This is a genomic window from Haematomicrobium sanguinis DSM 21259 (assembly GCF_000688395.1).
Taxonomy (GTDB): domain Bacteria; phylum Actinomycetota; class Actinomycetes; order Actinomycetales; family Micrococcaceae; genus Haematomicrobium; species Haematomicrobium sanguinis.
This window is the reverse complement of sequence record NZ_JIAG01000007.1, coordinates 26,955-52,439: the sequence shown is the minus strand read 5'-3', so window position 1 is coordinate 52,439 and position 25,485 is coordinate 26,955. Positions and strand designations below refer to the sequence as shown.

Sequence of the window (25,485 nt, the reverse complement as noted above, 5' to 3'; positions counted from 1 at the left end):
TCGACAGTGCTGATTTTGCTGGCGCTGAATTCGCCGGTGCTGAATTCGACTGTGCAGAACACGCGCGCGACACGCCGTTAAAGCGTGCATTTTCTGCACAATCGATATCGAGAGTGTTGTATGGATCACAGGGGACGATTCAGGGACAACACGCGCCGAAGGGACAGTTTCGATGGGCATGGGCATACCGGGGGACATGCGGCGACCCGTAAGCCGTCGGACCATATTGGGCGCACTGGCAGCCGGTGCCGCATTCACGATCCCGGCCCTCAGCGGGTGCGCGCCGCAAGACGAGTCCAAGCTCCTGAAGGTCAGCCACCAGCAGTGGGGTAGCGGCACCGTCATGCAGACCTACCTCGCCCGCGTGATCGACCAATTTCGGCAAACGAATCCTGACATCACGGTCCAAGTCATCCCGCTTGTCGCCGCCGAAAACGACTACTTCACCAAAAACGAACTCATGATGTCCTCGGAGCGCACAGCGCCCGACCTGGTGTATGAGGATACGTTCATTTTGAAGTCGGACGTCGCCGCCGGGTATTTGCGCCCCTTGCAGGACTACCTCGCCATGTGGCAGCCGTGGCAAGACATTTACCCGGCATCGAAGGACGCGGTCTCGGCCGACGGCATTCCGTACGCCATCCCTACCAGCACCGACACCCGTGCACTCTGGCACAACCAAGACCTCTTTGAGCAAGCCGGGCTGGCGCGCGAATGGAACCCGTCGTCCTGGGATGACATCCTGCAAACCGCGCGGACCATCAAAAGCGCCCTTCCGGACGTCATCCCGTTCAACATCTTCTCCGGCAAAGCGCAAGGGGAAAAAGCCAGCATGCAGGGCTTTGAAATGCTGCTGTATGGCACACGTTCCACCCTGTTCACCGACACCAGCCAGCAGTGGGTGGTCGGTTCCCAAGGCTTCCGCGATTCGCTCAGCTTTATTAAGACCGTGTTTGACGAAAAGCTCGCTCCGCCCCTGCAAAACGCGATGGACCCCAACCTGACCGAAACCATCTATACCAACTGGCTCCCGCAATCCACGCTCGCTATTAACCTTGACGGCAGCTGGATCAGCAGCAACTGGGCGGAAGGCGCCGCGGGGGCCTGGCCCGAGTGGTCCGAGGTGATGGGCCTGACAAAGATGCCGACCCAGCAGGGCCAAGACCCCGGTGCCGTCACTCTCGCCGGCGGGTGGTCCTGGGCCATGCCGCGCCTCTCGCGAAACCCGGACCTCGCCTGGGAGTTCCTCCAACTGCTGTGCAACACCGAGAACTCCACGTTCTTCGCGACCACGGACAACAACATCACCATCCGACGGGACGTGGCCGAAAGTCAGGAGTACCAAAGTTATTCGCCGACGGTCGGGTTTTTCACCTCCCTCATGGACTTCGCCACGTACCGTCCGGCTCTCGCCCCGTATCCGCAGATTTCCGCGGCCATTCAATCGGCCATGGAGCAGGTCATGATCGGCGGATCCGTCGATGCGGCCGCCGCGGCCTACGACGCCACGGTCACCGACATCGTCGGCGCGAACAACACGGTCAAGGAGGGCTAAGATGAGCGGCTCAGAATCCCGCGAGGCGGCGTCCGAATCGATCCGGATTCGCGAGGTCACAACCGCTGAGCGTCCAGGCGGGAGCGGCGCCCCAGCAATGCGGCAGCCGCGACCACACAGGAAGACAACGGTTCTTCGCTTCCTCCCGCTGGTACCCGCACTCCTGATACTTCTGGCATTCCTCGCCGGACCGATTATCTATTCGGTCTACCTGGCCTTCACCAACCGGGCCCTACGCGGCGAGGGTTCTAGCAACACCGAATTCGTCGGCTTTGCCAATTTCGCGGAAGCCTTTTCCTCACCCGGGTTGTGGAACGCCGTCTGGCTCACCCTCGTGTTCACGTTCCTTTCCGCGGTGATCGGACAGAACATCCTCGGGATGATCTTGGCGCTGTTGATGCGTAGCGCCAACAAGTTTGTTACGGCACTGACTAGCGCCATCATCATTGCCGCCTGGATTCTGCCCGAAGTTGTGGCCGCCTACCTCTGGTCCACGTTCTTGGGCCAGGAAGGCACCCTCAACGTGATTGCCAATGCGCTGGGTTTGCCCTCACAAGACCTTCTCTTCAGTTTCCCGATCCTGGCGGTGGCTTTCGCCAATATTTGGCGCGGCACCGCCTTTAGCATGCTCGTCTACCGTGCGGCGCTAACCCAAGTGTCACCGGATGTGTGGGAGTCGGCGCAAATCGACGGCGCCGGAGCGTTCCGGCGGTTCTTCTCCATCACGGTGCCGCTCATCCGGCGATCCATCTTGACCAACCTCATGCTCATCACCTTGCAGACCCTCTCGGTGTTCGGACTGATCTACATCATGACCGCCGGCGGCCCGGGAACCGCAAGCCAAACCCTGCCGCTGTTCATGTACGAGCAAGCGTTTAGCTTCGGCCAACTCGGTTACGGCACCGCCGTCGCGCTACTGCTGCTCGCCATCGGGGCGATCGCCTCGCTCATCTACATGCGCCTGTTGCCCAAGGAGGACAAGTCATGAGTGCCGCCGCCGAAAGCGCACCCAGCCACACCGTTTCCACCTCCTCGCGCGCAGCGCGAGCCTCGTCCCCCAAGCACCCCAATCGGAGCCGGACGAAAACCGCGAACGTGGCAAGCGCCGTCGTACTTCTGGTCATTGCCGCGGCCTTCAGCATCCCGCTCTTGTGGGTCATTTTTGCCTCGCTGGACGTCAACGCCACCCTTGCGGTGAAGTGGCCGGAAAAGCCCAGCCTCGATAATTATGCGGCCATCTGGAACACCGAAACGACGTTCCGGCCCATCTGGAACTCGATTGTCCTCTGCGGCGGGGCAACACTCGTGACCATCGTGTGTGCCGCGCTGGCGGCCTACCCGCTCTCGCGCTACCAGTCGAGGGCCAAGCGCGGTTTCCTGCTCACCATCGTGTTTGCGACCGGGTTGCCGATAACCGCCATCATGATCCCGGTGTACGCCATGTTTGTGCAGGTCAACCTGATCGATTCCATGGTCGGGGCAATCCTGTTTTTGGCCGCATCGAGCCTGCCGTACGCGATCTTCCTGATGAAAACATTTATGGACTCGGTGCCGAAAGAAATCGAGGAAAGCGCCTGGACAGAAGGCGCCTCCACCATGCAGACACTGTGGTCGATTGTGCTACCGCTCATGCGGCCGGGGACCGCGGTCGTCACGATTTTCACTTTTGTGGGGATGTGGGGAAACTTCTTTGTCCCCTTCATGCTGTTGCTGTCCCCGGACAAGTTACCGGCCGCGGTGAGCCTATATACCTTTTCCTCGCAGTACGGGCAGGTCGCCTACGGGCAACTGGCCGCGTTCTCGATCCTGTATTCGCTGCCTGTGGTGGTCTTGTACTTGCTCATGGGCAGGCGGCTCGGGGCCGGGTTTGTCGGTGCCGGAGGGCTCAAAGGGTAGTTAACACCCAGCGATCCCTTTCGGCGCGAGCGGCGCAGAATTAGGATGGTGATAAGGAGACCGTCTAGCCCAAGGAGTGCCAAGTGAACGCAAATGGGGCAGTGCGGGGGAGCCGCGTCGGCGCGGACCCGCTGACCGCCGAAAGCTGGCAAGTCGATAATGGGCGCGATACTGACGCGCTCATCGGGACCGTGATCACGTACGTCTGTCCCGGCGGGCACTCCACGACCGTGCGTTTCGCCCCGCTGGAGGACACCGAGGTTCCGCCAAGCTGGGATTGCTCCACGTGCCACCAGATGGCCGGGCGGGAGGGCGCGCTGGTCACCGTCGACGCCGAAGAGCCGTACAAAACGCCGCTCGAGTACGCCAAAGAGCGCCGCAACGCGGAGGATGCCGAGCAAATCCTCGCCGACGCACTGAAACGCTCGCGCCGGGAGAACTAACGGGCGCCGCTAATTGTCCTGGGTGTAGATCAAGTTCCGCGGCACCTTAGCCGCCGCGTCCTGATCGATCAGCCAGAAGGTGCGGTCCACGGCCTTGACGCCCGCGGCTGGCACTTGGACGGGCCCGGCCCCGGCGAGGGCGAGCCCCACCGCACCGGCCTTGTCGGTCCCGGCCACACAAATCCAAATCTGGTGGGCGGTGTTGATTGCGGGGAGTGTCAGGCTCAGGCGCTCTGGCGGGGGCTTTGGCGCGTCATACTCATAGATGACGGTCTTGTCCTTTTCGCGGATCCCGGCGAGCTCGGGAAAAAGGGAGGCTACGTGCGCGTCAGGGCCCATGCCAAGCAGCAGGACGTCAAAAATGGGAAGGCGTTCGTCGATATTGGGTTGCGCGGCGCTGGACACGGCGGCGACTTCCGGCATGCGTTCCACATTCGTTTCTTCGGTGTAGCGCCGCTCGCTCGCCGCCGCACGGGCCAGCTCGTCGGCATACGCCTGTGCCGCCGCTTCCAGCGAGTCGAACTCGTCACTCGCGCCAAACTCGTGAACACGAGAGGGATCCACATCGATGTGGGAGAGCAACGCGTCCCACGCCTGCCGAGCATTGCGTTCGGGGGAGTCCTTGGGCACAAAGCGCTCATCGCCCCACCAGAAGTTCACTCGACGCCAATTCACCGCGTCCCGCGCCTTCGATGCCGCGACCGCTTCCAAGACTGCCTGACCCAAGGTTCCACCGGTGAGAACAACGGTCGCCTCGCCGCGGACATTTTGCACGTCCACCAGGCGGGTGATCAGCCGTGCCGCGGTGGTTGCCGCCAGCACGTCGAAACCGGGGTGCAGGTTGATGTAGGTCTTGGAACTCATTGCTGCCTTTCTTGTAGGAGGCGCTAATCGGTGGTGCGCGCGGTGGCGCCTTCTCGCGACAAGAGCTCGGGCAACGCCGTGGTGATGACGTCTCCGAACACCTCGTCAGCATCTAGCCTACGTAATTCTTCGGCCAAACAGTCATCCAGGGTCCGCCTCGGCAGCGCGATATGCTGCGGCGGCTGTCCGGGCTGGGTGAGGCTCGCCACCGAAACCTGCGGCCGGTTCAACTCCACATCGCCCTCCGCGCGGTGCACGCTCACACGTCGGAGCCCGGTCCCGGCGGCGTCCTTGACCATGGTGGTTGGAGCGCCCAGACGTTGGCTCAGCCACGCCGCCAAGAGCACGGTGCTCGGCGAATCGGAAGCGCCCTCCACCTCGATGGCGGTGACCTCCCCGGCTCCGAGTTGATCAAAAACGGCGGCCAACTGGATGCGCCAATTTGTCAATCGCGTCCACGCGAGGTCGGTGTCGCCGTCCGCATAATTCTTGCTCATGCGCTCCAGTGCGGATTGCGGATCCGGCTCATTGGCCGAATCGGTGATGCGTCGGTGCGCAATGCGGCCGATCGGCGAGTCCGCCGGGTCCTCCGGCGCCAAGTGCGGCCACCACGCGACAATGGGCGCGTCCGGCAAAAGCAGCGCGGACACCAGGGACTCATTGTCCACAGCAAGCTTCCCGGACCCATGCAGCACAATCACCTCGGAGGCACCGGCGTCGCCGCCAACCCGGATTTCCGCATCCAGACGGTCCTCGCCGCCCGGGTCCGCCTTGGATAGCACGATAATGCGGCACGGGTGCTCCCGGCTTGCCTTATTCGCCGCCTCGATGGCCTCTTCCTCGGTGCCTTCCGAGGTCATCACCACGAGCGTGAGCACTCGGCCGAGCGCTATCACGCCGCCCTGCTCGCGCAACTGCATGAGCTTCTTGGAGATCTTCGAGGTGGTGGTGTTCGGCAGGTCAACAATCATGGTCGTCTCCAGGTGCGCTGGTCGCGTTCCAGGAGTTCGGCGGCTTGTTCTGGCCCCCAGCTTCCTGGCGCATAGGACTCGGGTTGAGTTCCGGAATCGGCCCAATATTTTTCAAAGGGGTCCAGGATTTTCCAGGACAGTTCCACCTCGGCTTGGCGTGGGAAGAGCGGCGGTTCGCCCAGCAGCACGTCCAGGATCAGCCGTTCATAGGCCTCCGGGCTGGATTCGGTGAAGGAGTGTCCGTAGCCGAAGTCCATTGATACGTCGCGCACTTCCATCTGAGTGCCGGGCACCTTGGAACCAAAGCGGAGCGTGGCGCCCTCGTCGGGTTGGACGCGAATTACGACGGCGTTCTGACCGAATTCTTCGCTCTCACCTTCCGTAAAGAGCAAGTTGGGCGCGCGCTTAAACACCACGGCAATTTCCGTGACGCGCCTGCCTAAGCGCTTTCCGGCCCGCAAATAAAACGGTACGCCGCTCCAGCGGCGGGTATTGATGTCCACCCGGATTGCGGCGAAGGTTTCGGTAGCGGAATCCTCGGGGATGCCCTCTTCGTCCAAGAAGCCGTTCACGTATTCGCCGCCTTGCCACCCGGCCGCGTATTGGCCGCGCGCGGAATGCGCCCCTAGGTCCTCCGGCAGCGTGACAGCGGCGAGCACCTTTTCCTTCTCCGCGCGCAAATCCTTCGCGTCAAAAGAAATCGGCTCTTCCATCGCGGTCAGGGCGAGGAGCTGCAGCAGGTGGTTTTGGATGACGTCGCGGGCAGCGCCCACGCCGTCGTAATATCCGGCGCGCGAACCAATGCCGATGTCCTCGGCCATGGTGATTTGCACGTGGTCAACATAGCGGGCGTTCCACAAGGGCTCAAACATTTGGTTGGCAAAGCGCAGAGCCAAAATGTTTTGCACGGTTTCCTTGCCCAAGTAGTGGTCAATGCGGAACACGGCGTCTGGAGGGAACACCGACTCGACGATCGCGTTGAGCTCCCGGGCCGACTCCAAATCATGGCCAAAGGGTTTCTCAATGACCACCCGGCGCCACTTCCCGTCCTCGCCCTGAGCCAGGCCATGCTCGGAGAGTTGCTGGCAGACGGCTTCAAAGGACTTTGGCGGGATGGAGAGATAGAACGCATGGTTGCCGCGCGTCCCTCGGGTTTTTTCGAGTTCGGCCAACGTGTCGCGGAGCGTGTCAAAGGCAGCACCGTCGTCAAAACCGCCCTGCACAAAGCGGATGCCCGCCTTGAGCTGATTCCAGACGTCCGGGTTGAAGCTTGTCCGTGAGTGGTCGCGAACCGACTCTTCAACCACATCGGCGAACTGCTCATGCGTCCAGTCGCGGCGCCCGAAACCGACCAGCGAGAAGCTGGGTGGCAAGAGTCCGCGATTTGCCAAATCATAAATGGCCGGGAGCAACTTCTTTTGGGCTAGATCTCCGGTAACGCCAAACAACACCAGGGCGCTCGGCCCCGCAATGCGGGTCAGCCGACGGTCGCGGCCATCCCGCAGCGGGTTTGCGGTACTACTCGGGCTCATGCGCGCCCGTCGCCGGCGGCCTCCAAGGACGCCACCGCCTCCAGCAACTGGGCAATGCCCTGACCGCGATTGGTGAAGTTCAGCCGCAGCACGGGACGACCGTGCTCTGACAGGACATTCGCATCGCCTTGCGCCTGCGCCTGAATGAGCTCGCCAAAGGTGAAGGGCAGACCCGGAATATCCAGGTCTTTTTCGGGGACGCCGGTGATCTGAAGGTACACGCCGATGGCCGGGCCGCCCTTGTGGAACTGGCCGGTGGAGTGCAGGAAACGCGGGCCCCAGCCAAAGGTGACCGGACGCCCGGTCAACTCGGCGAATTGATCGCGCAAGGCAACCAGCGCCTCGTCGGTCAGGCGATTCAAATACGCCTGAACGCTCACGTACCCGTCGGAAGGCACTTGCTTCAGCAAAGCACCCAAGGCCTCGGTGAGAGTATTCGCCTTACCCAGCCACTCGCCGTCGGCCCTCACTTCAACCGCGCCGTCAACAAAGTTGGCCTGCGTGGCTTCCGGCTTGTTCTCCAGCAAACCGCGTGCGGCCACCTTCGCCGCCTCGACGTCCGGCTGGTCGAAGGGGTTGATGCCCAGCAGGGCGCCGGCAACGGCCGTGGCAACCTCCCACAACAGCATTTGGGCGCCGAGACTGCCGGCGACCGCGACTTCATTCTCGCCCGCGGTGAGTTCCGAGTCCGGGTTTTCTAAGCGGACAATGAGCACGTCATCGGCTTGGCGGCGAGTCTCGGGTGCACCCGCGGAGGCGACCACCGGGAGCACACCGGTGCCCTGCTTGCCGGTGGATTCGGCGATGAGCTGCTCGGCCCAATCCGCGAAATCCACGAGCCCGGAGTTTTCATCGACGAAGACAATTTTGTTGCGCAGCGGATTGGTGCCGCCAAGAGCGGAACCGAGCGCCAGGCCGGGATTGTTCGCGTCATCCTCGCGCAGGCTCTCTTGAGCTTCCTCGGCCTCGTCGAGCAAGGTGGCGATGTCAACCCCTGCCAGCCCGGAGGGAACCAGGCCGAACGCTGTCAGCGCGGAGTAGCGGCCGCCCACGTTGGGGTCCGCATTGAAGACGGCGCGGTAACCGGCCTCGCGGGCGGACTTATCCAGCGGGGAACCGGGATCGGTGACCACCACTATGCGGGACTTAGCGTCGATGCCGGCGTCGGTAAACGCCTGCTCAAAAGCCCGGCGCTGCGAATCTGTTTCCACGGTGGACCCGGACTTGGAGGACACCACGATCGCGGTGGCCTCCAACTTGGTGTCCAGTACCTCGCGGACCTGATCCGGGTCGGTGGAGTCCAATACATGCAACTCGACGCCGGCGGTTTTGGTGATGACCTCGGGGGCGAGCGAGGAACCGCCCATTCCCGCCAGCACAAAACGGTTCACGCCTTCGGCGGCGAACTCATCGCGCAGCTTCAAGATTTCGGGGACAAGCGGACGGGAGGTTTCGGCCAGATCTACCCAGCCGAGGCGGATGGACGCCTCCGGTTCGGCATCCGTACCCCACAAGGTGGCATCCTTGTCGAACAGGCGGCTGGCGAATTTGTCGCTGACCAACTGTGGGACGTGCGCCTCGGCGGCGGCGCGTGGTGCGCCCTGGGCTTCGTAAGCAATTGTGCTCATGAGGATTTAAGCCTCCTTGCTTGCGGACGCGGACTTCTGGGCGGCCTGATCCAGTGCGGTTTGCACGGTCTCCAGCAGCTCGGTCCAGGAGACGTCAAACTTCTTGATGCCCTCATCCTCGAGCTTGGCGACCACGTCATTGTAGGAAATGCCGAGTTCGGTCAGCTCATTGATGAGGACCTGAGACTCTTCATAGGTTCCGGCAATGGTGTTGCCCTTGATCTCACCGTGATCGGCCACGGCCATCAGCGTCTTTTCCGGCATGGTGTTCACGGTGTTCGGAGCGACCAGTTCAGTGACGTAGAGCGTATCCGGGAGGCTCGGATCCTTGACCCCGGTGGATGCCCACAGCGGGCGTTGCACCTTAGCGCCGGACGCTTCCAGGTCCTTCCAGCGCTCAGAAGAGAATTCCTGCTCAAACACCTGGTAGGCCAAGCGCGCATTCGCGAGGCCGGCCTTGCCCTTGAGCGCAATCGCCTGGTCGGTGTTGATTGCATCGAGCTGCGCGTCGACTTCGGTGTCCACCCGGGAGACGAAGAAGGATGCTACGGACTCCAGCTTGGAGATGTCCTCGCCGGCTTCGCGCGCCTTCTCGAGGCCGAGCATGTACGCATTGATGACTTCGCGGTAACGCTCGAGCGAGAAGATGAGGGTGACGTTCACGCTGATTCCGGCGGCGATCGTTTCGGTGATTGCCTCCAGTCCCTCCTGGGTGGCCGGAATCTTGATGAGTGCGTTGGGTCGATTCACCTTGTCCGCGAGGCGTTTTGCCTCAGCGATGGTGCCCTGAGTGTCGCGGGCAAGATTCGGGGACACCTCGATCGAGACACGGCCGTTGAGCCCATCGGTTGCCTTGAAGACGTCGGCGAACAGGTCTGATGCCTGGGCAACATCATCGGTGGTGATTTCAAAGACCGCCTGATCGACGTCGGCGCCCTGGGCGGCTAGGTCTTGAACCTGCGACTCATAGGCCTCGCCGTTCTTGAGCGCGGCCGCGAAAATGCTCGGGTTGGTGGTCACACCGACCACGTTCATGGTGTCGATGAGTTCTTTGAGCGAACCAGACACGATCCGCTCCCGGGAGAGGTCATCCAACCAGATGGATACTCCCGCGTCGGAGAGTGCTTGGGTATTGGCGTTCATTCTCTTCTCCTCTAATAACTTCTGTGATGACTAGTGCTGGTGACTAGTGTTGGTGCTTCTTGACGGCGTCAATGGATTCCTTGGCCGCGCTCACCACGGCCTCGGGAGTAATTCCGAATTCCTTGAACAGGGTCTTGTAGTCCGCGGACGCACCGAAGTGTTCCAGGGACACGGTGCGGCCCTCGCTACCGACGAATTCTTGCCAGCTCTGCGCGACTCCGGCTTCCACCGAGACGCGGGCGTGCACATCCTCCGGGAGAACCTCGTTGCGGTAGGACTCGTCCTGGCGCTTGAACCACTCCACACTCGGCATGGAAACCACACGGGCCGCGATTCCCTCAGCGGCCAGGCTTTCGCGAGCGGCAACCGCCAATTGCACCTCGGAACCGGTACCGATCAGAATCACATCCGGGGTGACAACCTCGCCGTCCCGCTTTGCCTCCTGGAGTACGTAGCCGCCCCGGACCACGCCCTCGGCGCTGGCAAAATCGCCGTTATTGCGGTCAAAGGTTGGCACGTTCTGCCGGGTGAGCACAAGGCCCGCCGGGTTCTCGTGGTTATCCAGGATGCCCTTCCAGGCGTAGGACGTCTCATTGGCGTCTGCCGGGCGCACCACATCCAGGTTGGGGATGGCGCGCAGGGAGGCAAGCTGCTCCACCGGTTGGTGGGTGGGGCCGTCTTCGCCGAGGCCAATGGAATCGTGCGTCCAGATAAACGTGGACGGAACGCCCATGAGAGCAGCCAGCCGCACCGATGGACGCATGTAATCGCTAAAGATCAGGAACGTCCCAACAAAGGCGCGGGTATGCGAGCTCAGCACAATGCCGTTAATGATGGCAGCGGCGGCGTGCTCGCGGATACCGAAGTGCAGGACTCGGCCGTACGGCCCGCCCTTCCACGCCTTGGTCTGCCGGTCCACGGGGATAAAGGACTCGGCACCCTCGATGGTGGTGTTGTTGGATTCGGCCAGGTCGGCTGAGCCGCCCCAGAGTTCGGGCAGCTCTGGTGCAATCGCGTTGATAACCTTGCCGCTGGCCGCACGAGTGGACACGTCCTTGCCCGCTTCAAACTCGGGAAGCGCCTTATCCCAACCGGCTGGCAGCTCAAACTTTCCGATCCGATCCAACAGTGCAGCGCGGTCCGGGTTGGCCTCACGCCATTCGTTGAACTTCACATCCCAGTCCTTGCGCAACTCTTGGCCACGCTCCTTGACCTTGCGCGCATGCGCCAAGACCTCGGGGTCGATGTAGAAGGACTTCTCCGGATCGAATCCGAGAATTTCCTTGGTGGCTTTGACCTCGTCGGCACCCAGGGCGGAACCGTGAATCTTTCCGGTGTTCTGCTTGTTCGGCGCGGGCCAGCCAATAATGGTGCGCAGGATGACGATGGAGGGCCGAGAGGTTTCATTCTGCGCATTCTTGAGCGCCTTGTAGAGCTCTTGGATGTCCTCAACGTATTCGCCGGTCTTGGTCCAGTCCACGCGCTGGACGTGCCAGCCGTAGGACTCATAGCGCATGGCCACGTCTTCGCTGAAGGCGACATCGGTGTCGTCCTCAATCGAAATGTGGTTTTGGTCATACAGAACTACCAGGTTGCCAAGCTCTTGGTGCCCGGCAAGCGAGGACGCTTCAGAGGTGACGCCTTCTTGCAGGTCTCCATCGGAGGCGAACACCCAAATGGTGTGATCGAACGGGCTCTCACCCAGTGGCGCGTCCGGGTCCATCAGTCCGCGCACACGGCGTTGCGCGTACCCGAAACCGACCGATGATGCCAAGCCCTGGCCCAGCGGCCCGGTCGTGATTTCTACACCGGGGGTGTGCTTGTATTCGGGGTGTCCCGGAGTCCTAGAACCCCACGTGCGCAGGGATTCGAGATCTTCCATCTCCACTCCGTAGCCGGAGAGGAACAGCTGAATGTAGAGAGTGAGCGAAGTGTGGCCGGGGGAGAGGATGAAGCGGTCGCGGCCGAGCCAGAGCTCGTCGCTGGGGTCGTGGCGCATGATCTTGTTAAAGAGCAGGTAGGCCGCCGGTGCCAGGCTCATTGCAGTACCGGGGTGACCGTTGCCGACCTTCTCGACCGCATCTGCGGCGAGGACACGGATGGTGTCTACTGCCTTCTTGTCCAGATCGTTCCACTCAAGGTTGTTGGCGTCTGTTGTTGGCACTGGTGAGCCCCTCTCATGTTGTCTGTGCGTGTCAGCCATCCGATCGCACCCTCAATGTGCGATTTCAGGTCACATCGCCCAGGCTTCTCAGCGCTGGCTACGATGCACGCGTTGGTACCTCCACCTTATCCCGATTGCGGGCACCCGAGCACTACTTGTGTCCTCGTATGATCGGGCGGATATTCACCTAAAACCACGGCTTCGCAACCGATATTCCACGCCCCAATCCGTTTGCGCAAACACGGTAGTATTGATGATGGGACATTCGCCCCTGAAGGGTCATCACCACCAGCATTGTGAGTAATTTTCTGTGAAGGTTCAGCACGTAGATCGCGACGCGCACACCGCGGCCGGCGCCGCATCCCCGGTAGTTTCAAAGGACGGCAGCACCCGGGCGAAAATCGGTTTCAAACGCAAACTCGCGGCATACTTCCAACTCACGAAACCCCGTGTCATTGAGCTGCTGCTCGTCACCACGCTTCCCACCATGATTTTCGCGCAACCCGAGCGCGGCACGTTCCCGAGCATCGGGCTGATCTTGGCCACCATGATCGGCGGGGCGTTTGCCGCCGGGAGCGCCGGGGCGTTCAACTGCTATTTAGACCGCGACATCGACAAGGTCATGCACCGCACCGAGAAGCGACCGCTGGTGACCGGCGAGGTCACCCCGCGCGAGGCCCTGATCTTCTCTTGGGCACTCGGCATTGCCGCGGTGGTGATCCTCACCGTGGGCGCCAACGCCCTCGCCGGTTTCCTCGGTGCCGTTGCCATCTTCTTTTATGTTGTGATTTACACGCTCATCCTGAAGCGCCGCACCCGGCAAAACATTGTCTGGGGCGGCGCGGCCGGATGTATGCCGGTGTTGATTGCCTGGGCCGCGGTCCGCGATTCGCTGGACTGGCCGGCGCTCATTTTGTTCCTCATCATCTTCCTGTGGACGCCGCCGCACTACTGGCCGCTTTCGATGAAGTACCGCGAGGATTACACCAACGCTCACGTGCCGATGCTCGGCGCGGTCGCCGGCGCGAAGGTCGTCTCGATCCAGGTGGTGCTCTATGCGTGGGCAACCCTCGCCTGCTCGCTGCTGTTGGTGATCGTGGGACCGACCGGCTTCGTGTACGCGCTCACCGCACTAGCGGTCGGCGGGTGGTTTGTCTACGAGTCGCACCGGCTCTATCGCAGCGCGCAAACCGGCGAGGTGACGGACAAGAAGGCCATGAAAGTCTTCCACGGCTCGATCAGCTATCTCTCGTTCTTGTTCCTCGCCTTGGCCATCGACCCGTTTGTCGGACCGACGATAACAAGCCTGCTCGCGTTCTAGCCCTTAGGCACCCGCGAGTGGCGCACGGCCACCGCCACCAAATTGGTGCTGGCCGCAATGGTCAGCGAGGCACCGAGCATGTGCAGCCCCACCAGCAAGACCGGTAGTTCCAGCGCAAATTGCGTGAATCCGATAATCGCCTGAAGCACGACGACGGCACTCACCAAAGCGAGCGGCTTACGCAAATACTGTGGTCCGCTCGAGCGGAAAACCAACAGCCCGAGCAGTCCGATCGCCGCGATGAGCAGGTAAACCGGGAGCGCGTGGAAACGGGCAATCACTTCCAGGTTGAGCTGGTTGCGCGGCGATTCCGGGTCACCGGCGTGCGGCCCGGCTCCGGTAGTCATAATGCCGAGCAACACGGCGATCCAGGACAGCGCGAAGATGACCCAGGAGAGTTGGGTGGTGGAGCGGGTGCCACCGGCGACGAAACCAAAGTTGATCGGGGAGGTCAGGTTGACCAGGAGCGTTGCCTGCATGACCAGCAGCATCGAGACGACAAAATGCAACCCGACAACCCAGGGGTTCAGGCTTGTCCACACGGTGATCCCGCCGATGAGCGCCTGAGCCGGAATCCCGGCGAGCAGGCCGATGGAGAGCCCGAAGATCGCGGGATGCTCTTTGCGCAGATTCAGCACCGCGAAGAACGTGAGCACCGCAATGATCACGAGCACAAAGGTCAGGGTGCGGTTGCCGAACTCGATGAGACCGTGAATACCCATTTCCGGCGTAGGCACCATGGATTCCGGGGTGCATTTGGGCCACTGCGAACACCCCAGCCCGCTTCCGGTTAAGCGGACCGCGCCGCCGGTGACGACAATGCCGATCTGGGAGATGAGGCTCGCCCAGGCAAGGCGGCGCACCGTGGGGGTGATCCCGTCCTGATGGAGGAAGTTGCGGGTGCGGCTTTTGATGGTATCGAGGCTCACGTTAGCTCCACTTGAAGTATCGGATGGCGAGAAGACTGGCGGCGGCGGCCCAGGCTACCAAAACCAGGCTGGCTACCGGGTTGAAGGTTCCCTCAATGAGCGCCGCGCGCAGTGCGTCGCCGAGAGCGGCGGAGGGAAGCACCTGGGCAAAGGGCTGGAAGAATTCTGGCAGGTGCGCAATCGGCACGACGATCCCGCCGAGCGCTGTCAACAGTACCCACAGCAAGTTGGTGAGCGCGAGGGTCGCTTCCGGGCGGCACGTTCCGGCGATGAGCAATCCGAGCGCGGTGAACGCGAGGGCGCCGAGGATGAGTTGGATGATCGCCAACGGTATGCCGATGAGGTTCGGTTGCCAGCCGGAAAACAGCGCGATCACGGTGATGAGCGCCGTTTGCAGAGCCAGGACGGCGAGGACGGCGATGGTCTTACCGGCAATCAACCCGAACTTCCCGAGCGGGGTGGTGGCCATGAACTTCAACACCCCGTAACGGCGGTCGAACCCCGTCGCGATGCCCTGGCCGGTGAAAGCCGTGGAGAGCGCGCACAGGGCGAGGATTCCCGGCGTCACAATGTTGACCCGTGTGGTTCCAACCAGGTCGGTGACGCCCAGGCTATCCAAGATGGGTGTGATGGTGAGCGCGGCGAACACCAAAATGGGCAAGACAATTGCTAAGACCAGTTGCTCACCGTTGCGCAGCACGGCTTTGGTCTCGAAGCTGCCCTGGTTGAGGATGCGGGTCGCAAGCGGTGCCGGCGCGCTCATGCGGACTCTCCGGGTGCGTTTTTGGCGGCGAACTCGAAGTAGACGTCCTCGAGCGAGCGTGGTTTCATAGCGATCTCGGTGGGGTTGATGTTCATGGACTGCCACCAAGACGCCAGGGTGTTCAGGCCCGCGGCATCGAGGTTGCCCTGCACCTCATAGGTTCCCGGGGTGACCTCGGTGAGATGCAACTCTGCAGGCGTGTTGTGGCTGGCGGCAAGCTCGCGCAGATCCAGTGGGATATCGCAACTAAAGCGCAAGAGTTTTTGCTGGTTGCCGCTCTGGCTGCTCGTCAACTCGGCGACGGTGCCGTGCGCCACCGTAACCCCGTGGTTAATGATGTACACGTAGTCGGCGAGTTTTTGCGCGTCGTCGAGGAGGTGGGTCGTCAGGACTATCCCGAGCCCTTCGGAGCGCAATTGCTCGATGAGGGTGAAGATGCGCAGCCGCGATTCCGGATCGAGTCCTGCGCTCGGTTCATCGAGAAAGACCACCTCGGGGTCGCCAATGAGGGCTGCCGCGAAGGCAACGCGTTGCTTTTCGCCGCCGGAGAGCTTGCGGATTGGGGTGTTACGCAGCGGGTTCAGATCCAGCGCTGTGATCAGTTCGTCCAGGTTTCTCGGTTTTTGGTACATCGTTGCGAGATGCTTGAGAAGTTCGATCGGGCGTAGCGCCGGAGGCAGCCCTCCGTCTTGCAGCATGACGCCGACTCGGGCCCGCAATGCCGCCCCGGCATGAAAGGGGTCTTCGCCAAGAAGCCGGATGGAACCGCCGTTGACCGGCATCATGCCTTGGGCGCAGGCCAGGGTGGTGGATTTGCCGGCGCCATTCGCGCCCATCAAGACCGTAATAGTTCCGAAACGCGCCGTAAAATCGACGCCATCCAAGATGCGCACCATTTTCCCGTCGAGGGAGGCGACCGGACCCATGTCTTTGACGAGCCCGCGCAGGTCCAGGCATAGTTCGCCGCGGTTCAAGGTGGAGGAAGGCACCCGATAATTCTACCGCTTGTAGAACCCTGCGGTGCTAGTCCGACTGGTGTCTTGGCGCCGAATCAGGTCGCGAAGAGATAAGGTGGTAAGTCTTCGTCCACTCCGAAGCTGTCACCAGGGAGTCTGCGGTGGGGTAAGTCACTATCGCTCTGGAAGATGCATAGGAGGGTGCTTGCTGGTTCCGCAAAGCCATCAGTAAAGCGGACGGAGACTTCAACTCGAGACGCCGAATTGAAACGGGAGCTTCCAGCGAACTCAATTGCCTCAAGAACCGAAGCTTGAGTAACTTCCCACAGTTCTTCACGCCAACTGTCGTGTGCGACTTCCGTCCATGCGCGCACCAAAAAAGTGGGTATCTCATCTAGGCGCGAAATCTCACGGCCATCTATCAGTTCGACATTCATTAGATCGACTTTTTGACTATTTTCGCAAAACTTCCTATAGTTCCTTTTCCCGGAGAAATGATTTGCCAGGTGGAACTCGGACTCCAATAACCGTTACCACGGCCCCCATTTTTTCCTTTTTCCAGAGGTGTATAATAAGTCACTGAACCACCATTGACAACAACAACCTGGTTGTAATCACTGCCGGCACGGAATTGAAAGTTGGTCGTGGAATTTGATGAGAATACTAAAGATCCGCGCACCCGTATCGTGCTCTCTGTGGCGCGGGGTAACTCGCTAATCTCAACGGTGATGGCCCTTGATACATGGAGCTCATCAGGGCAATTGAAACTGCAGAGATCACGCTTAATTGGATTTTCACTAGATTTCCGTCCTGTATGAGCAAATGAACGCCAAATTTAAGCCAGTCTATATCCCAGAATCAGGCGTGGTGATAACGTTTTCATAACATGGATGTTGGAGTAGCTTTTGGTGGGCATCGGTCCTAGCGTAATTGGGCACGTGCCCGTAGTCTGGGCGGCTGGGATTCCTTGTTTGCTGGCCGCAGTTCGACATTTTTTAGTTACGACTCAGGTTGATGAAGGTTCTTCTTATGGATCCATGCGCGATTGTCGTGCTTGCGGTAGCTTGGCTTGTCCACTCAGTGGTCCCGCCAGCCGATGGTCGATACTCAGTCGCTGAACGCTGAACGCTGAACGCTGAAGTTACGATAGCCCCTGGGTTCTTCCGCGCTGAACTCAAATATTCCTGATCGGTTCTCGGATCAGCTTCAAAGCGGATCGATTGACTCGGCCACGGCCGTCTGAGTCAAGGCGGAGTAGCAGGCCACATGAGTCAAGCTTGCCAACACCACTTGACCCCGGACGGTCAACAGGAGCTCGGGTCGCCACCGCGATCAGGTGCGGAGGGTGATTTAGGACTCCCTTACTAGAAATCGCCAGCTTAATTAGGTCATAGTTGTGTTATCTAATTAGATTCTCGACGCGCGCCCACCGCAAAAGGCGCCGCCAATTCAAGGAGTGCTTCGGTCCTGGCCACGCAATTGCCCACTGATTCCGAGTTGCGCACTCAAGATCGAGTGCGCACGATGGTCGCTGAGAGCGGCCCGATCAGTGCTGCCCATGTGGCGAAAAACCTCGGACTGACACCCGCCGCGGTGCGCCGGCATCTGGACAACCTCGAACAGGCCGGAGTCATCGAGGTGAAACTGGTCACCTCGGAACACTCGAAAGCCGGACGGCCCGCCCGCCGCTACGTGCTGTCCGCCCAGGGGCAAACCGCGCTGGGAGATGACTACCTCGGAATCGCCAAATCCGCGCTCCGCGCCTTGACGCAATCCAACCCGGACGCGATCAAGGATTTCGCCCGGGCGCGCGCCACCGCGTTTGAGGAGAAGGTTCGCGATCGCATCCAGGCCGAAGACAGTGTGGAAGCAAAAGCGGCAGCGCTCTCCGCGGCGCTTCGCGAAGAAGGCTTCGTGTCCTCGGTTTCCAGCATCACTTCTCCGGCGGCCGGTGCCACTAACCTGTTAGGCGCCGCACAACTATGCCAGGGTCATTGCCCGGTGCAGGGACTGGCCGAAGAATTCCCCGAGTTTTGCGAGGCCGAATCGGAAATGTTCGCCCGCTTGCTCGGCGTTGATATTAGAAGACTTTCCACTCTTGCCACGGGTTCGCACGTGTGCACCACGCACATTCCGCTCGCCCGCGACGCACAGAAACCCCACAGAGAAGGAGCGCGGTAAATGACCGACCAACTGAGCCCCGAGGCCGCTGAGCAACTCAGCCGCGCCGAGGACCTGAGTGAGCTTCCGGAACACGTGATCTCCGAAATTCTGGAGAAAAACCCGGAACTGCACGGGATCGGCAACTATGAATACGGTTGGGCCGATAAGGATGACGCCGGAGCCTCGGCGCGCCGCGGCCTGAATGAGGAAGTCGTCCGCGATATTTCCGCGAAAAAGGGCGAGCCCGAATGGATGCTGGACTTGCGTCTGAAGGGTCTGAAGTACTTTGATCGCAAGCCCATGCCAACCTGGGGCGCCGACCTCTCCGGCATCGACTTCGACAACATCAAATACTTTGTGCGCTCCACCGAGAAGCAGGCCGGTTCCTGGGAAGATCTTCCCGAGGACATCCGCAACACCTATGAGAAGCTCGGAATCCCGGAGGCAGAGCGTAACCGTCTGGTTGCCGGTGTCGCCGCGCAATACGAGTCCGAGGTGGTGTACCACCAGATTCGCGAAGACCTGGAAGCCCAAGGCGTCATCTTCCTGGACACCGACACCGCGCTGAAAGAGCACCCGGAAATTTTCCAGGAGTACTTTGGCACCGTCATCCCGGTGGGCGACAACAAATTCGCGTCCCTGAACACGGCCGTGTGGTCCGGCGGTTCCTTCGTGTACGTGCCCAAGGGCGTGCACGTGGAGATCCCGCTACAGGCCTACTTCCGCATTAACACGGAAAACATGGGCCAATTCGAGCGCACGCTCATCATCGCCGACGAGGACTCCTACGTCCACTACATCGAGGGTTGCACCGCGCCGATTTACACCTCGGATTCCTTGCACTCCGCGGTCGTGGAAATCATCGTCAAGAAGAATGCCCGCGTCCGCTACACGACCATTCAAAACTGGTCCAACAATGTGTACAACCTCGTGACGAAGCGCGCCATCGCCGAAGAGGGCGCCACGATGGAATGGATCGATGGCAACATCGGCTCCAAGGTCACCATGAAGTACCCGGCCGTCTACCTGACCGGCGAGCACGCCAAGGGCGAGACCCTTTCGATCGCCTTTGCCGGCGAGGGCCAGCACCAGGACACCGGCTCCAAGATGGTGCACATTGCGCCGAACACGCAAAGCTCCATCATCTCCAAGTCGGTTGCGCGCGGCGGCGGCCGCGCGGCCTACCGGGGTCTGGTACAGGTTCGCGAGGGCGCAATTAACTCCGCCAACACGGTGCGTTGCGACGCCCTGCTGGTGGACACGATCTCCCGCTCAGACACCTACCCGTACATCGACATCCGCGAAGACGAAGTAACCCTCGGCCACGAGGCCACAGTCTCGCGCGTCTCCGAAGAGCAACTCTTCTACCTGATGTCCCGCGGCCTGCCCGAGGACGAGGCCATGGCGATGATAGTCCGCGGCTTCATCGAACCGATCGCGCGCGAACTCCCAATGGAATACGCGCTCGAATTGAACCGCCTTATCGAACTGCAAATGGAAGGATCCGTGGGCTAGTAATGACCGAAACGACCCAAACCCGCCCCGACACCCAGGCCGGTAAGCCGTCCATCGCAGGCTTCACCGAAGAGGGCGAAAAGCTCGTCGAGGACAAGGTCGATCGCGCGCACAATGACGGTACGCAAGTCATGGCCTCGCGCGCCGAGCGCCTGACGAGCTTTAACGTCGACGACTTCCCGCTGCCGCGCGGCCGCGAGGAAGAGTGGCGTTTCACGCCGTTGCGGAAGCTGGAAAACCTGCTTGCCGATGCCCCGACCGCGGCTATCGACGGGGTTGAGGCAGTGGAGTACGACGTCGAGTCCCCGGCTGAATACCTGCTCTCACCTTTGGCTGCCGGTACCGCGCCGCGCGGAACAGTTTTGGTTCCCGCGGACCGCGCCGCGGTGGTCGCCTCCGCAAACGCGGAGGAAGCTCTGCACCTGAAAATCCCCGCGGACACCGAAGTGGCCGAGCCCCTGCGCGTCAAGGCGACCGGCACCCAAGCGGGCGCTCGAGCCAATTCCCACTATGTGCTGGAAATCGGCGAAAACTCGAGTGCCGTCGTCGTACTTGAACACCTCGGTGCCGCCGATTTCAACGGCAACGTGGAAGTGATCGTCGGGGACGGGGCGAAACTGACTCTTGTCAGCCTGCAATTGTGGGATGACAGCGCGAATCACACCGGCCAGACCGACGCGCAAGTCGGTAAGGACGCCGAATACAAGCATGTGGTGGTGACTTTGGGCGGCGGCACCGTGCGCCTGAACGCGAACGCGCGCTATCGGGGCGAGGGCGGCCAGGCCGAACTGTTCGGGCTGTACTTTGCCGACGCCGGGCAGCACCTGGAGCACCGCACTTTTGTCGATCACAATGAGCCTAACTGCGTCTCGAACGTGCTGTACAAGGGCGCGTTGCAAGGTCAGGGCGCGCACACCGTGTGGATCGGCGATGTGCTGATTCAGAAGAACGCGGAGGGCACGGATTCCTATGAAAAGAATCAAAACCTCGTGTTGACCAAGGGCGCGCGTGCCGATTCCGTGCCGAACCTGGAAATCGAAACCGGTCTGATTGAAGGCGCCGGCCACGCCTCCTCGACCGGGCGTTTTGATGACGAGCACCTGTTCTACCTCATGGCGCGCGGCATTCCCGAGGATGTGGCCCGCCGCCTGGTGGTGCGCGGTTTCCTGAATGAGATCATTCAGAAAATTCGGGTGCCGGAAATCGAGGAGCGACTGGTTGCCGAGGTGGAGCGCGAGCTGCGGGCGGGCAACAACTAATGAGTGCTGAGTCGGCAGCCGACGCGAGTGCGCGCGGGACGTTGGTGTGTCAGGTCAATGACCTTTCACCGAAGCAGGCGCTGCGTATTCTCGTCGACGATTACCCCGTAGCCGTCGTCAAAGATTCGATGGGCAACATATACGCGATCGGTGATACATGCTCGCACGAGGATGTCTCGCTGGCCGAGGGTGACGTGGCCGGATGCACCATTGAATGTTGGGGGCACGGTTCCCAGTTCGATTTGCGCACCGGCGAACCGCTGAGTTTGCCCGCCTTCGAGCCCGTGCCCACCTTTGCGCTGACCGTTGATGGGACCGATGTCTACGTCGACGTCGACACCATCACCAACGGCGCACCCAAGACCTACTACTAAAAGCTTTCCCAAGGAGAAATATGTCAAAGCTGGAAATTAAGGACCTGCACGTGTCGATCGAGACCGAGCAGGGGCGCAAGGAAATCCTGAAGGGCGTCAGCCTCACCATCAACACCGGCGAAGTGCACGCGATCATGGGACCAAACGGTTCCGGGAAGTCCACCCTGGCCTCCACGATTGCCGGTCACCCGCGCTACCAGGTGGATTCCGGACAAATCCTGCTCGATGGTCAGGATGTCCTGGAAATGAGTGTGGACGAGCGCGCCCGCGCCGGACTGTTCCTGGCCATGCAGTACCCGGTGGAAGTTCCCGGCGTGACCATGACCAACTTCCTGCGCACCGCCAAGACTGCGTTGGATGGCCAAGCGCCGAGCCTGCGCACCTGGACCAAGGACGTCAAGGACGCCATGAGCGAGCTGCGGATCGACGCGGACTTCGCCCAGCGCAACGTCAATGAGGGCTTCTCCGGCGGCGAGAAGAAGCGCGTGGAGATCCTGCAGCTGGAGCTGTTCAAGCCGAAGTTCGCGGTGTTGGACGAGACCGACTCCGGCCTGGACGTGGACGCGCTCAAGATCGTGTCCGAGGGTGTCAACCGCGCCCAGGACACCGGGGAGATGGGCACCATGCTCATCACCCACTACACCCGTATTCTTCGCTACATCAAGCCCGATTTTGTACACGTGTTTGTGGATGGACGCGTGGCCGAAGAGGGCGGCCCGGAGCTTGCCGAGCAACTTGAAGAAGAGGGTTACGACCGTTTCCTCAACCCTGCAAAGGCGTAACACACCATGAGCGAAACCCAAACCGAGCCGACGAGCCTCGAGGATGTCGAGGAGGCGCTCAAGGACGTGATTGACCCTGAACTGGGCGTCAACGTGGTGGACCTCGGCCTGCTCTATGGGCTGAGCTACTCCAAGGACGATGGCGCACTCTTGATCGACATGACGCTGACCACCGCGGCGTGCCCCTTGACCGACATGATCGAGGAGCAGGTCGAGAAGGCCATTGGCACCTTGGTTGATGACTGGCGCCTGAATTGGGTGTGGATGCCGCCGTGGGGTCCGGACCGCATTACTGCCGATGGTCGCGACCAAATGCGCGCCCTCGGGTTCAATATCTAAACTCTCAAGAGCGGTAACTGTGGGGCCCCGTGCCGCCGATTTCGATCGGTGGCACGGGGCCCTTGCGCTGGTAGCATCGGCTAAATGGAGGGCAACGATATCGCGCGTGAGATGAGAGAAACCGAGGCGCGGGACTTTGCTTCAGCGCGCCGATCTCTTCTGGAAAACGTCCGGGTTCGCGGGGCCCGCGAGCACAACCTCAAGAATATTGACCTAGAGATTCCACGTGACGTCTTTGTGGTCTTCACCGGGGTGTCTGGTTCGGGTAAGTCATCCCTTGCTTTTGGCACGCTGTTTGCCGAATCGCAACGCCGATATTTGGAATCGGTGTCGCCCTACGCCAGGCGGCTCATCGACCAGAGCGGAATACCGCAAGTGGATTCGATTACCGGGTTGCCTCCCGCCGTCGCGTTGCAACAACAGCGTGGGGCTCGCAATACTCGATCGACCGTGGGCAGTGTTTCGACGCTGTCTAACGTGGTGCGGATGCTCTATTCGCGCGCCGGCGTGTATCCGACGAAACAACCCATGCTCTACGCCGAAGACTTTTCGCCCAACACTCCTCAGGGCGCCTGCCCCGAATGCCATGGGATCGGCCGCGTATATGACGTGCCGGAGAACCTCATGGTCCCCGACCCATCAAAAACTATTCGCGAACGCGCCATCGCGTCCTGGCCAACCGCTTGGGGCGGTCAAAACCTGCGCGACGTGCTCATCACGCTCGGCTATGACGTAGACACACCCTGGAAAGATTTACCCCAAAAGGACCGAGACTGGATTCTCTACACCGACGATCATCCGACCGTGACTGTCCACACTGGAGTGACGCCAGAGCAGGCCGCCCGCGGCGAAGTTGACGACGCGGAGCGCACCTACCAAGGAACGTATACCGGGGCGCGCCGCTACGTACTTGACACCTTTGCGAAGACCAAAAGCGCACTGACAAAGAAGAAGGTGGCGCAATTCCTCAGCACCGCCGTGTGCCCTCTCTGCCACGGAGCGCGGCTGAAACCCGAAGCGCTGTCGGTGACTTTTGCGGGACTGAGCATCGCGGAGTTCGCCGACCTGCCGCTCAGCGACGTGGACGCGCTGTTGCGTGAAGTGGTTGCGGAAAACGAGGCGTGGGGCGAGGGTACAGACCCGAATAGGTCTGAGGGGGGTGGCGCGGACGGTGCGGTATTGGGAGCGAAGGCGCGAGCCGCCGCGGTAAAGTCCCGGGTCGATGCCGGGGGATCCGCACATGCGTCAGCACCCGACGTGAGACGCACTCCGAATTATTCGGTTGAGAAGCGGAAAACAGCGAGCCTATTGGCCACCCAGATTTTGAATCGGCTTGAGCCCATGATTGATCTGGGATTGGGCTACCTTTCACTTCGCCGCTCCACTCCCACGCTCTCGGGTGGCGAATTGCAGCGCCTGAGGTTGGCGACGCAACTCAGTTCCGAGTTGTTTGGTGTGGTCTACGTCTTAGATGAGCCCTCGGCGGGGCTTCACCCCCAAGATATCGATGCCCTATTGAAGCTCCTGCGTGGCTTGAAAGACCGCGGCAACTCGCTTTTTGTCGTGGAGCACTCGGTGGCGGCAATGCGGGCGGCCGATTGGATGGTGGACCTCGGGCCGCACGCCGGCGAGCGCGGGGGACATGTGCTGTACAGCGGCCCGCCCTCAGGGCTCAAGACCGTTCCCAATTCCCTCACGGCTACCTACCTTTTCGGTACCTGGTCGCCGCCGCGACGCGATCGGCGGCGTTGCACGGACTGGCTGGAGCTGAAGGGCGTGACACGTAACAATATTCGGGATCTCACCGTGGCTTTCCCGCTCCGGGCGCTCACCGCGGTGACCGGAATTTCCGGGTCCGGCAAGTCGAGCCTGGTATCCCAAGCGCTCCCCGTGCTGGTGGGTGAGAAACTGGGGCGTCCGGTGCAACTTGTCGATGAGGGCCAGGTCGGCACGGACATGTTTCTGGCCGAGGAACCGCAACACGTTCTTGGCGAGGTGTCGGGCGAGATGCCGGGAATTAAGCGGGTCGTCTCCATCAATCAAAAACCGATTGGCCGCACGCCGCGCTCCAACGTCGCCACCTACACCGGGTTGTTTGATCATGTGCGCAACCGATTTGCCCAGACGCCGTTGGCGAAACGTCGGCGGTACAAGCCTGGGCGGTTTTCTTTTAACGTGGCCGGGGGTCGCTGCCCGGTCTGTGAGGGCGAGGGTTTTGTGATGGTGGAACTCTTGTTCTTGCCCTCGGTGTACTCCACCTGCCCACAATGTCATGGCACCCGGTACAAGGAGGAGACTCTTCAAGTGGTGTGGCATGGCAAAAACATTGCCGAAGTTCTGGCTCTGAATGTGGACGAAGCCCATGAGTTCTTTGCCGGGCACGCGGACGTCATGCGCTCGCTCTCCGCGCTGCAACTGGTCGGACTCGGGTATTTACGTCTCGGTCAACCTGCAACGGAACTGTCCGGCGGCGAAGCGCAACGCGTCAAGCTGGCAACGGAACTGCAACGAGCAGAGCGCGGCGACACGCTTTATGTCTTGGATGAGCCAACCGCCGGTCTCCATCCCGCCGACGCCGACAAACTTCTGGGGCATTTGCAAAATCTGGTGGACGCAGGAAACACCGTCATCATGGCAGAACTCGATATGCGCATTGTGGCGCAAAGCGACTTTGTCATTGACCTCGGGCCCGGGGCTGGCGATCGCGGCGGCCGGATAGTGGCTCAAGGAACTCCTGAAGTTGTAGCGCGCGTTCAAGAGAGCGCGACGGCCCCATTCCTCGCTTCCGCCCTCACCTAGCCCTCACTTAGCTACCACCTGTCTTCACCCCTCCCGCCCTCTTCGACTGTGCAGAACACGCACGCGACACGCCGTTAAAACGTGCATTA

The 25,485-nt window shown here is 61.1% G+C and carries 22 protein-coding genes; 12 read left to right on the top strand and 10 right to left on the bottom strand.

The window, feature by feature from the left end; translation table 11 throughout:
• Positions 1-196: 196 nt before the first annotated feature.
• The 4 genes from O148_RS0107595 (at position 197) to O148_RS15470 (ending at position 3,894) form a co-directional block, all read left to right on the top strand.
• A complete protein-coding gene (locus tag O148_RS0107595) occupies positions 197-1,555 on the top strand; it encodes an extracellular solute-binding protein (RefSeq protein WP_026530436.1) in 1,359 nt (452 codons plus the stop codon).
• Positions 1,556-1,652: 97 nt separating this feature from the next.
• On the top strand, positions 1,653-2,543 hold the full coding sequence (locus O148_RS15475; protein WP_035745479.1) for a carbohydrate ABC transporter permease: 891 nt from the start codon (positions 1,653-1,655) through the stop codon (positions 2,541-2,543).
• Positions 2,540-3,451 carry a carbohydrate ABC transporter permease gene (locus tag O148_RS0107585; protein ID WP_026530435.1) on the top strand — a complete coding sequence of 304 codons (912 nt, stop codon included), beginning with the start codon at positions 2,540-2,542 and terminating at the stop codon, positions 3,449-3,451. The genes O148_RS15475 and O148_RS0107585 overlap by 4 nt, the downstream gene beginning before the upstream one ends.
• 83 nt (positions 3,452-3,534) lie before the next feature.
• The gene (locus O148_RS15470; protein ID WP_035745421.1) at positions 3,535-3,894 is read left to right on the top strand and encodes an RNA polymerase-binding protein RbpA; all 360 of its coding nucleotides are present in this window, start codon (positions 3,535-3,537) and stop codon (positions 3,892-3,894) included.
• Positions 3,895-3,903: 9 nt separating this feature from the next.
• On the opposite strand, the gene O148_RS0107575 is transcribed toward O148_RS15470, so the two are convergent.
• From O148_RS0107575 to tkt, 6 genes are read right to left on the bottom strand one after another with little or no spacing between them, the layout of a single operon-like run.
• Entirely contained in the window at positions 3,904-4,758 is an 855-nt protein-coding gene (locus O148_RS0107575; RefSeq protein WP_026530434.1) for a 6-phosphogluconolactonase, read from the bottom strand.
• A 23-nt stretch (positions 4,759-4,781) separates the two neighbouring features.
• Positions 4,782-5,729, bottom strand: coding sequence for a glucose-6-phosphate dehydrogenase assembly protein OpcA (locus O148_RS15465; RefSeq protein WP_035745419.1), 948 nt, complete (start codon positions 5,727-5,729; stop codon positions 4,782-4,784).
• The gene (gene zwf / locus O148_RS0107565) at positions 5,726-7,261 is read right to left on the bottom strand and encodes a glucose-6-phosphate dehydrogenase (RefSeq protein WP_026530433.1); all 1,536 of its coding nucleotides are present in this window, start codon (positions 7,259-7,261) and stop codon (positions 5,726-5,728) included. The genes O148_RS15465 and zwf overlap by 4 nt, the downstream gene beginning before the upstream one ends.
• Positions 7,258-8,889, bottom strand: coding sequence for a hypothetical protein (locus tag O148_RS0107560; RefSeq protein WP_026530432.1), 1,632 nt, complete (start codon positions 8,887-8,889; stop codon positions 7,258-7,260). Before O148_RS0107560 ends, zwf begins: the two co-directional genes overlap by 4 nt.
• Positions 8,890-8,895: 6 nt before the next feature.
• The gene (gene tal, locus O148_RS0107555) at positions 8,896-10,032 is read right to left on the bottom strand and encodes a transaldolase (RefSeq protein WP_026530431.1); all 1,137 of its coding nucleotides are present in this window, start codon (positions 10,030-10,032) and stop codon (positions 8,896-8,898) included.
• Between the two features lie 43 nt (positions 10,033-10,075).
• Positions 10,076-12,235 carry a transketolase gene (gene tkt, locus O148_RS0107550; RefSeq protein ID WP_084157199.1) on the bottom strand — a complete coding sequence of 720 codons (2,160 nt, stop codon included), beginning with the start codon at positions 12,233-12,235 and terminating at the stop codon, positions 10,076-10,078.
• Positions 12,236-12,506: 271 nt separating this feature from the next.
• Here tkt and O148_RS15460 point away from each other — a divergent pair, with 271 nt between their 5' ends.
• Positions 12,507-13,517 (top strand): heme o synthase, encoded by a 1,011-nt coding sequence (locus tag O148_RS15460; RefSeq protein ID WP_084157197.1) that lies wholly within the window; start codon positions 12,507-12,509, stop codon positions 13,515-13,517.
• Here O148_RS15460 and O148_RS0107540 read toward each other — a convergent pair.
• The 4 genes from O148_RS0107540 to O148_RS0107525 form a co-directional block, all read right to left on the bottom strand.
• A complete protein-coding gene (locus O148_RS0107540; protein ID WP_026530429.1) occupies positions 13,514-14,446 on the bottom strand; it encodes a COX15/CtaA family protein in 933 nt (310 codons plus the stop codon). The two genes, O148_RS15460 and O148_RS0107540, sit on opposite strands and share 4 nt — an antisense overlap.
• 1 nt (position 14,447) lies before the next feature.
• Positions 14,448-15,209, bottom strand: a complete 762-nt coding sequence (locus O148_RS0107535) for an ABC transporter permease (protein WP_026530428.1) — start codon at positions 15,207-15,209, stop codon at positions 14,448-14,450.
• Positions 15,206-16,135, bottom strand: coding sequence for an ABC transporter ATP-binding protein (locus O148_RS0107530; protein WP_051620004.1), 930 nt, complete (start codon positions 16,133-16,135; stop codon positions 15,206-15,208). The genes O148_RS0107535 and O148_RS0107530 overlap by 4 nt, the downstream gene beginning before the upstream one ends.
• A gap of 125 nt (positions 16,136-16,260) precedes the next feature.
• Positions 16,261-16,602 (bottom strand): hypothetical protein, encoded by a 342-nt coding sequence (locus tag O148_RS0107525; protein WP_157374568.1) that lies wholly within the window; start codon positions 16,600-16,602, stop codon positions 16,261-16,263.
• A gap of 1,087 nt (positions 16,603-17,689) precedes the next feature.
• Between O148_RS0107525 and O148_RS15455 the strand changes: the two genes are divergently transcribed.
• From O148_RS15455 to O148_RS0107490, 7 genes are all read left to right on the top strand, one after another.
• A complete protein-coding gene (locus O148_RS15455; protein WP_157374566.1) occupies positions 17,690-18,346 on the top strand; it encodes a helix-turn-helix transcriptional regulator in 657 nt (218 codons plus the stop codon).
• Positions 18,347-19,843, top strand: a complete 1,497-nt coding sequence (gene sufB, locus O148_RS0107515; RefSeq protein WP_026530425.1) for a Fe-S cluster assembly protein SufB — start codon at positions 18,347-18,349, stop codon at positions 19,841-19,843. It begins immediately after the preceding gene.
• A 2-nt stretch (positions 19,844-19,845) separates the two neighbouring features.
• A complete protein-coding gene (gene sufD / locus O148_RS0107510) occupies positions 19,846-21,102 on the top strand; it encodes a Fe-S cluster assembly protein SufD (RefSeq protein ID WP_026530424.1) in 1,257 nt (418 codons plus the stop codon).
• A complete protein-coding gene (locus O148_RS0107505) occupies positions 21,102-21,476 on the top strand; it encodes a non-heme iron oxygenase ferredoxin subunit (protein ID WP_026530423.1) in 375 nt (124 codons plus the stop codon). Before sufD ends, O148_RS0107505 begins: the two co-directional genes overlap by 1 nt.
• A 20-nt stretch (positions 21,477-21,496) precedes the next feature.
• A complete protein-coding gene (sufC, locus tag O148_RS0107500) occupies positions 21,497-22,258 on the top strand; it encodes a Fe-S cluster assembly ATPase SufC (protein ID WP_026530422.1) in 762 nt (253 codons plus the stop codon).
• 6 nt (positions 22,259-22,264) lie between these two features.
• A complete protein-coding gene (locus O148_RS0107495; protein WP_026530421.1) occupies positions 22,265-22,597 on the top strand; it encodes a metal-sulfur cluster assembly factor in 333 nt (110 codons plus the stop codon).
• 111 nt (positions 22,598-22,708) lie between these two features.
• The gene (locus O148_RS0107490) at positions 22,709-25,396 is read left to right on the top strand and encodes an excinuclease ABC subunit UvrA (protein ID WP_051620003.1); all 2,688 of its coding nucleotides are present in this window, start codon (positions 22,709-22,711) and stop codon (positions 25,394-25,396) included.
• Positions 25,397-25,485 lie beyond the last annotated feature (89 nt).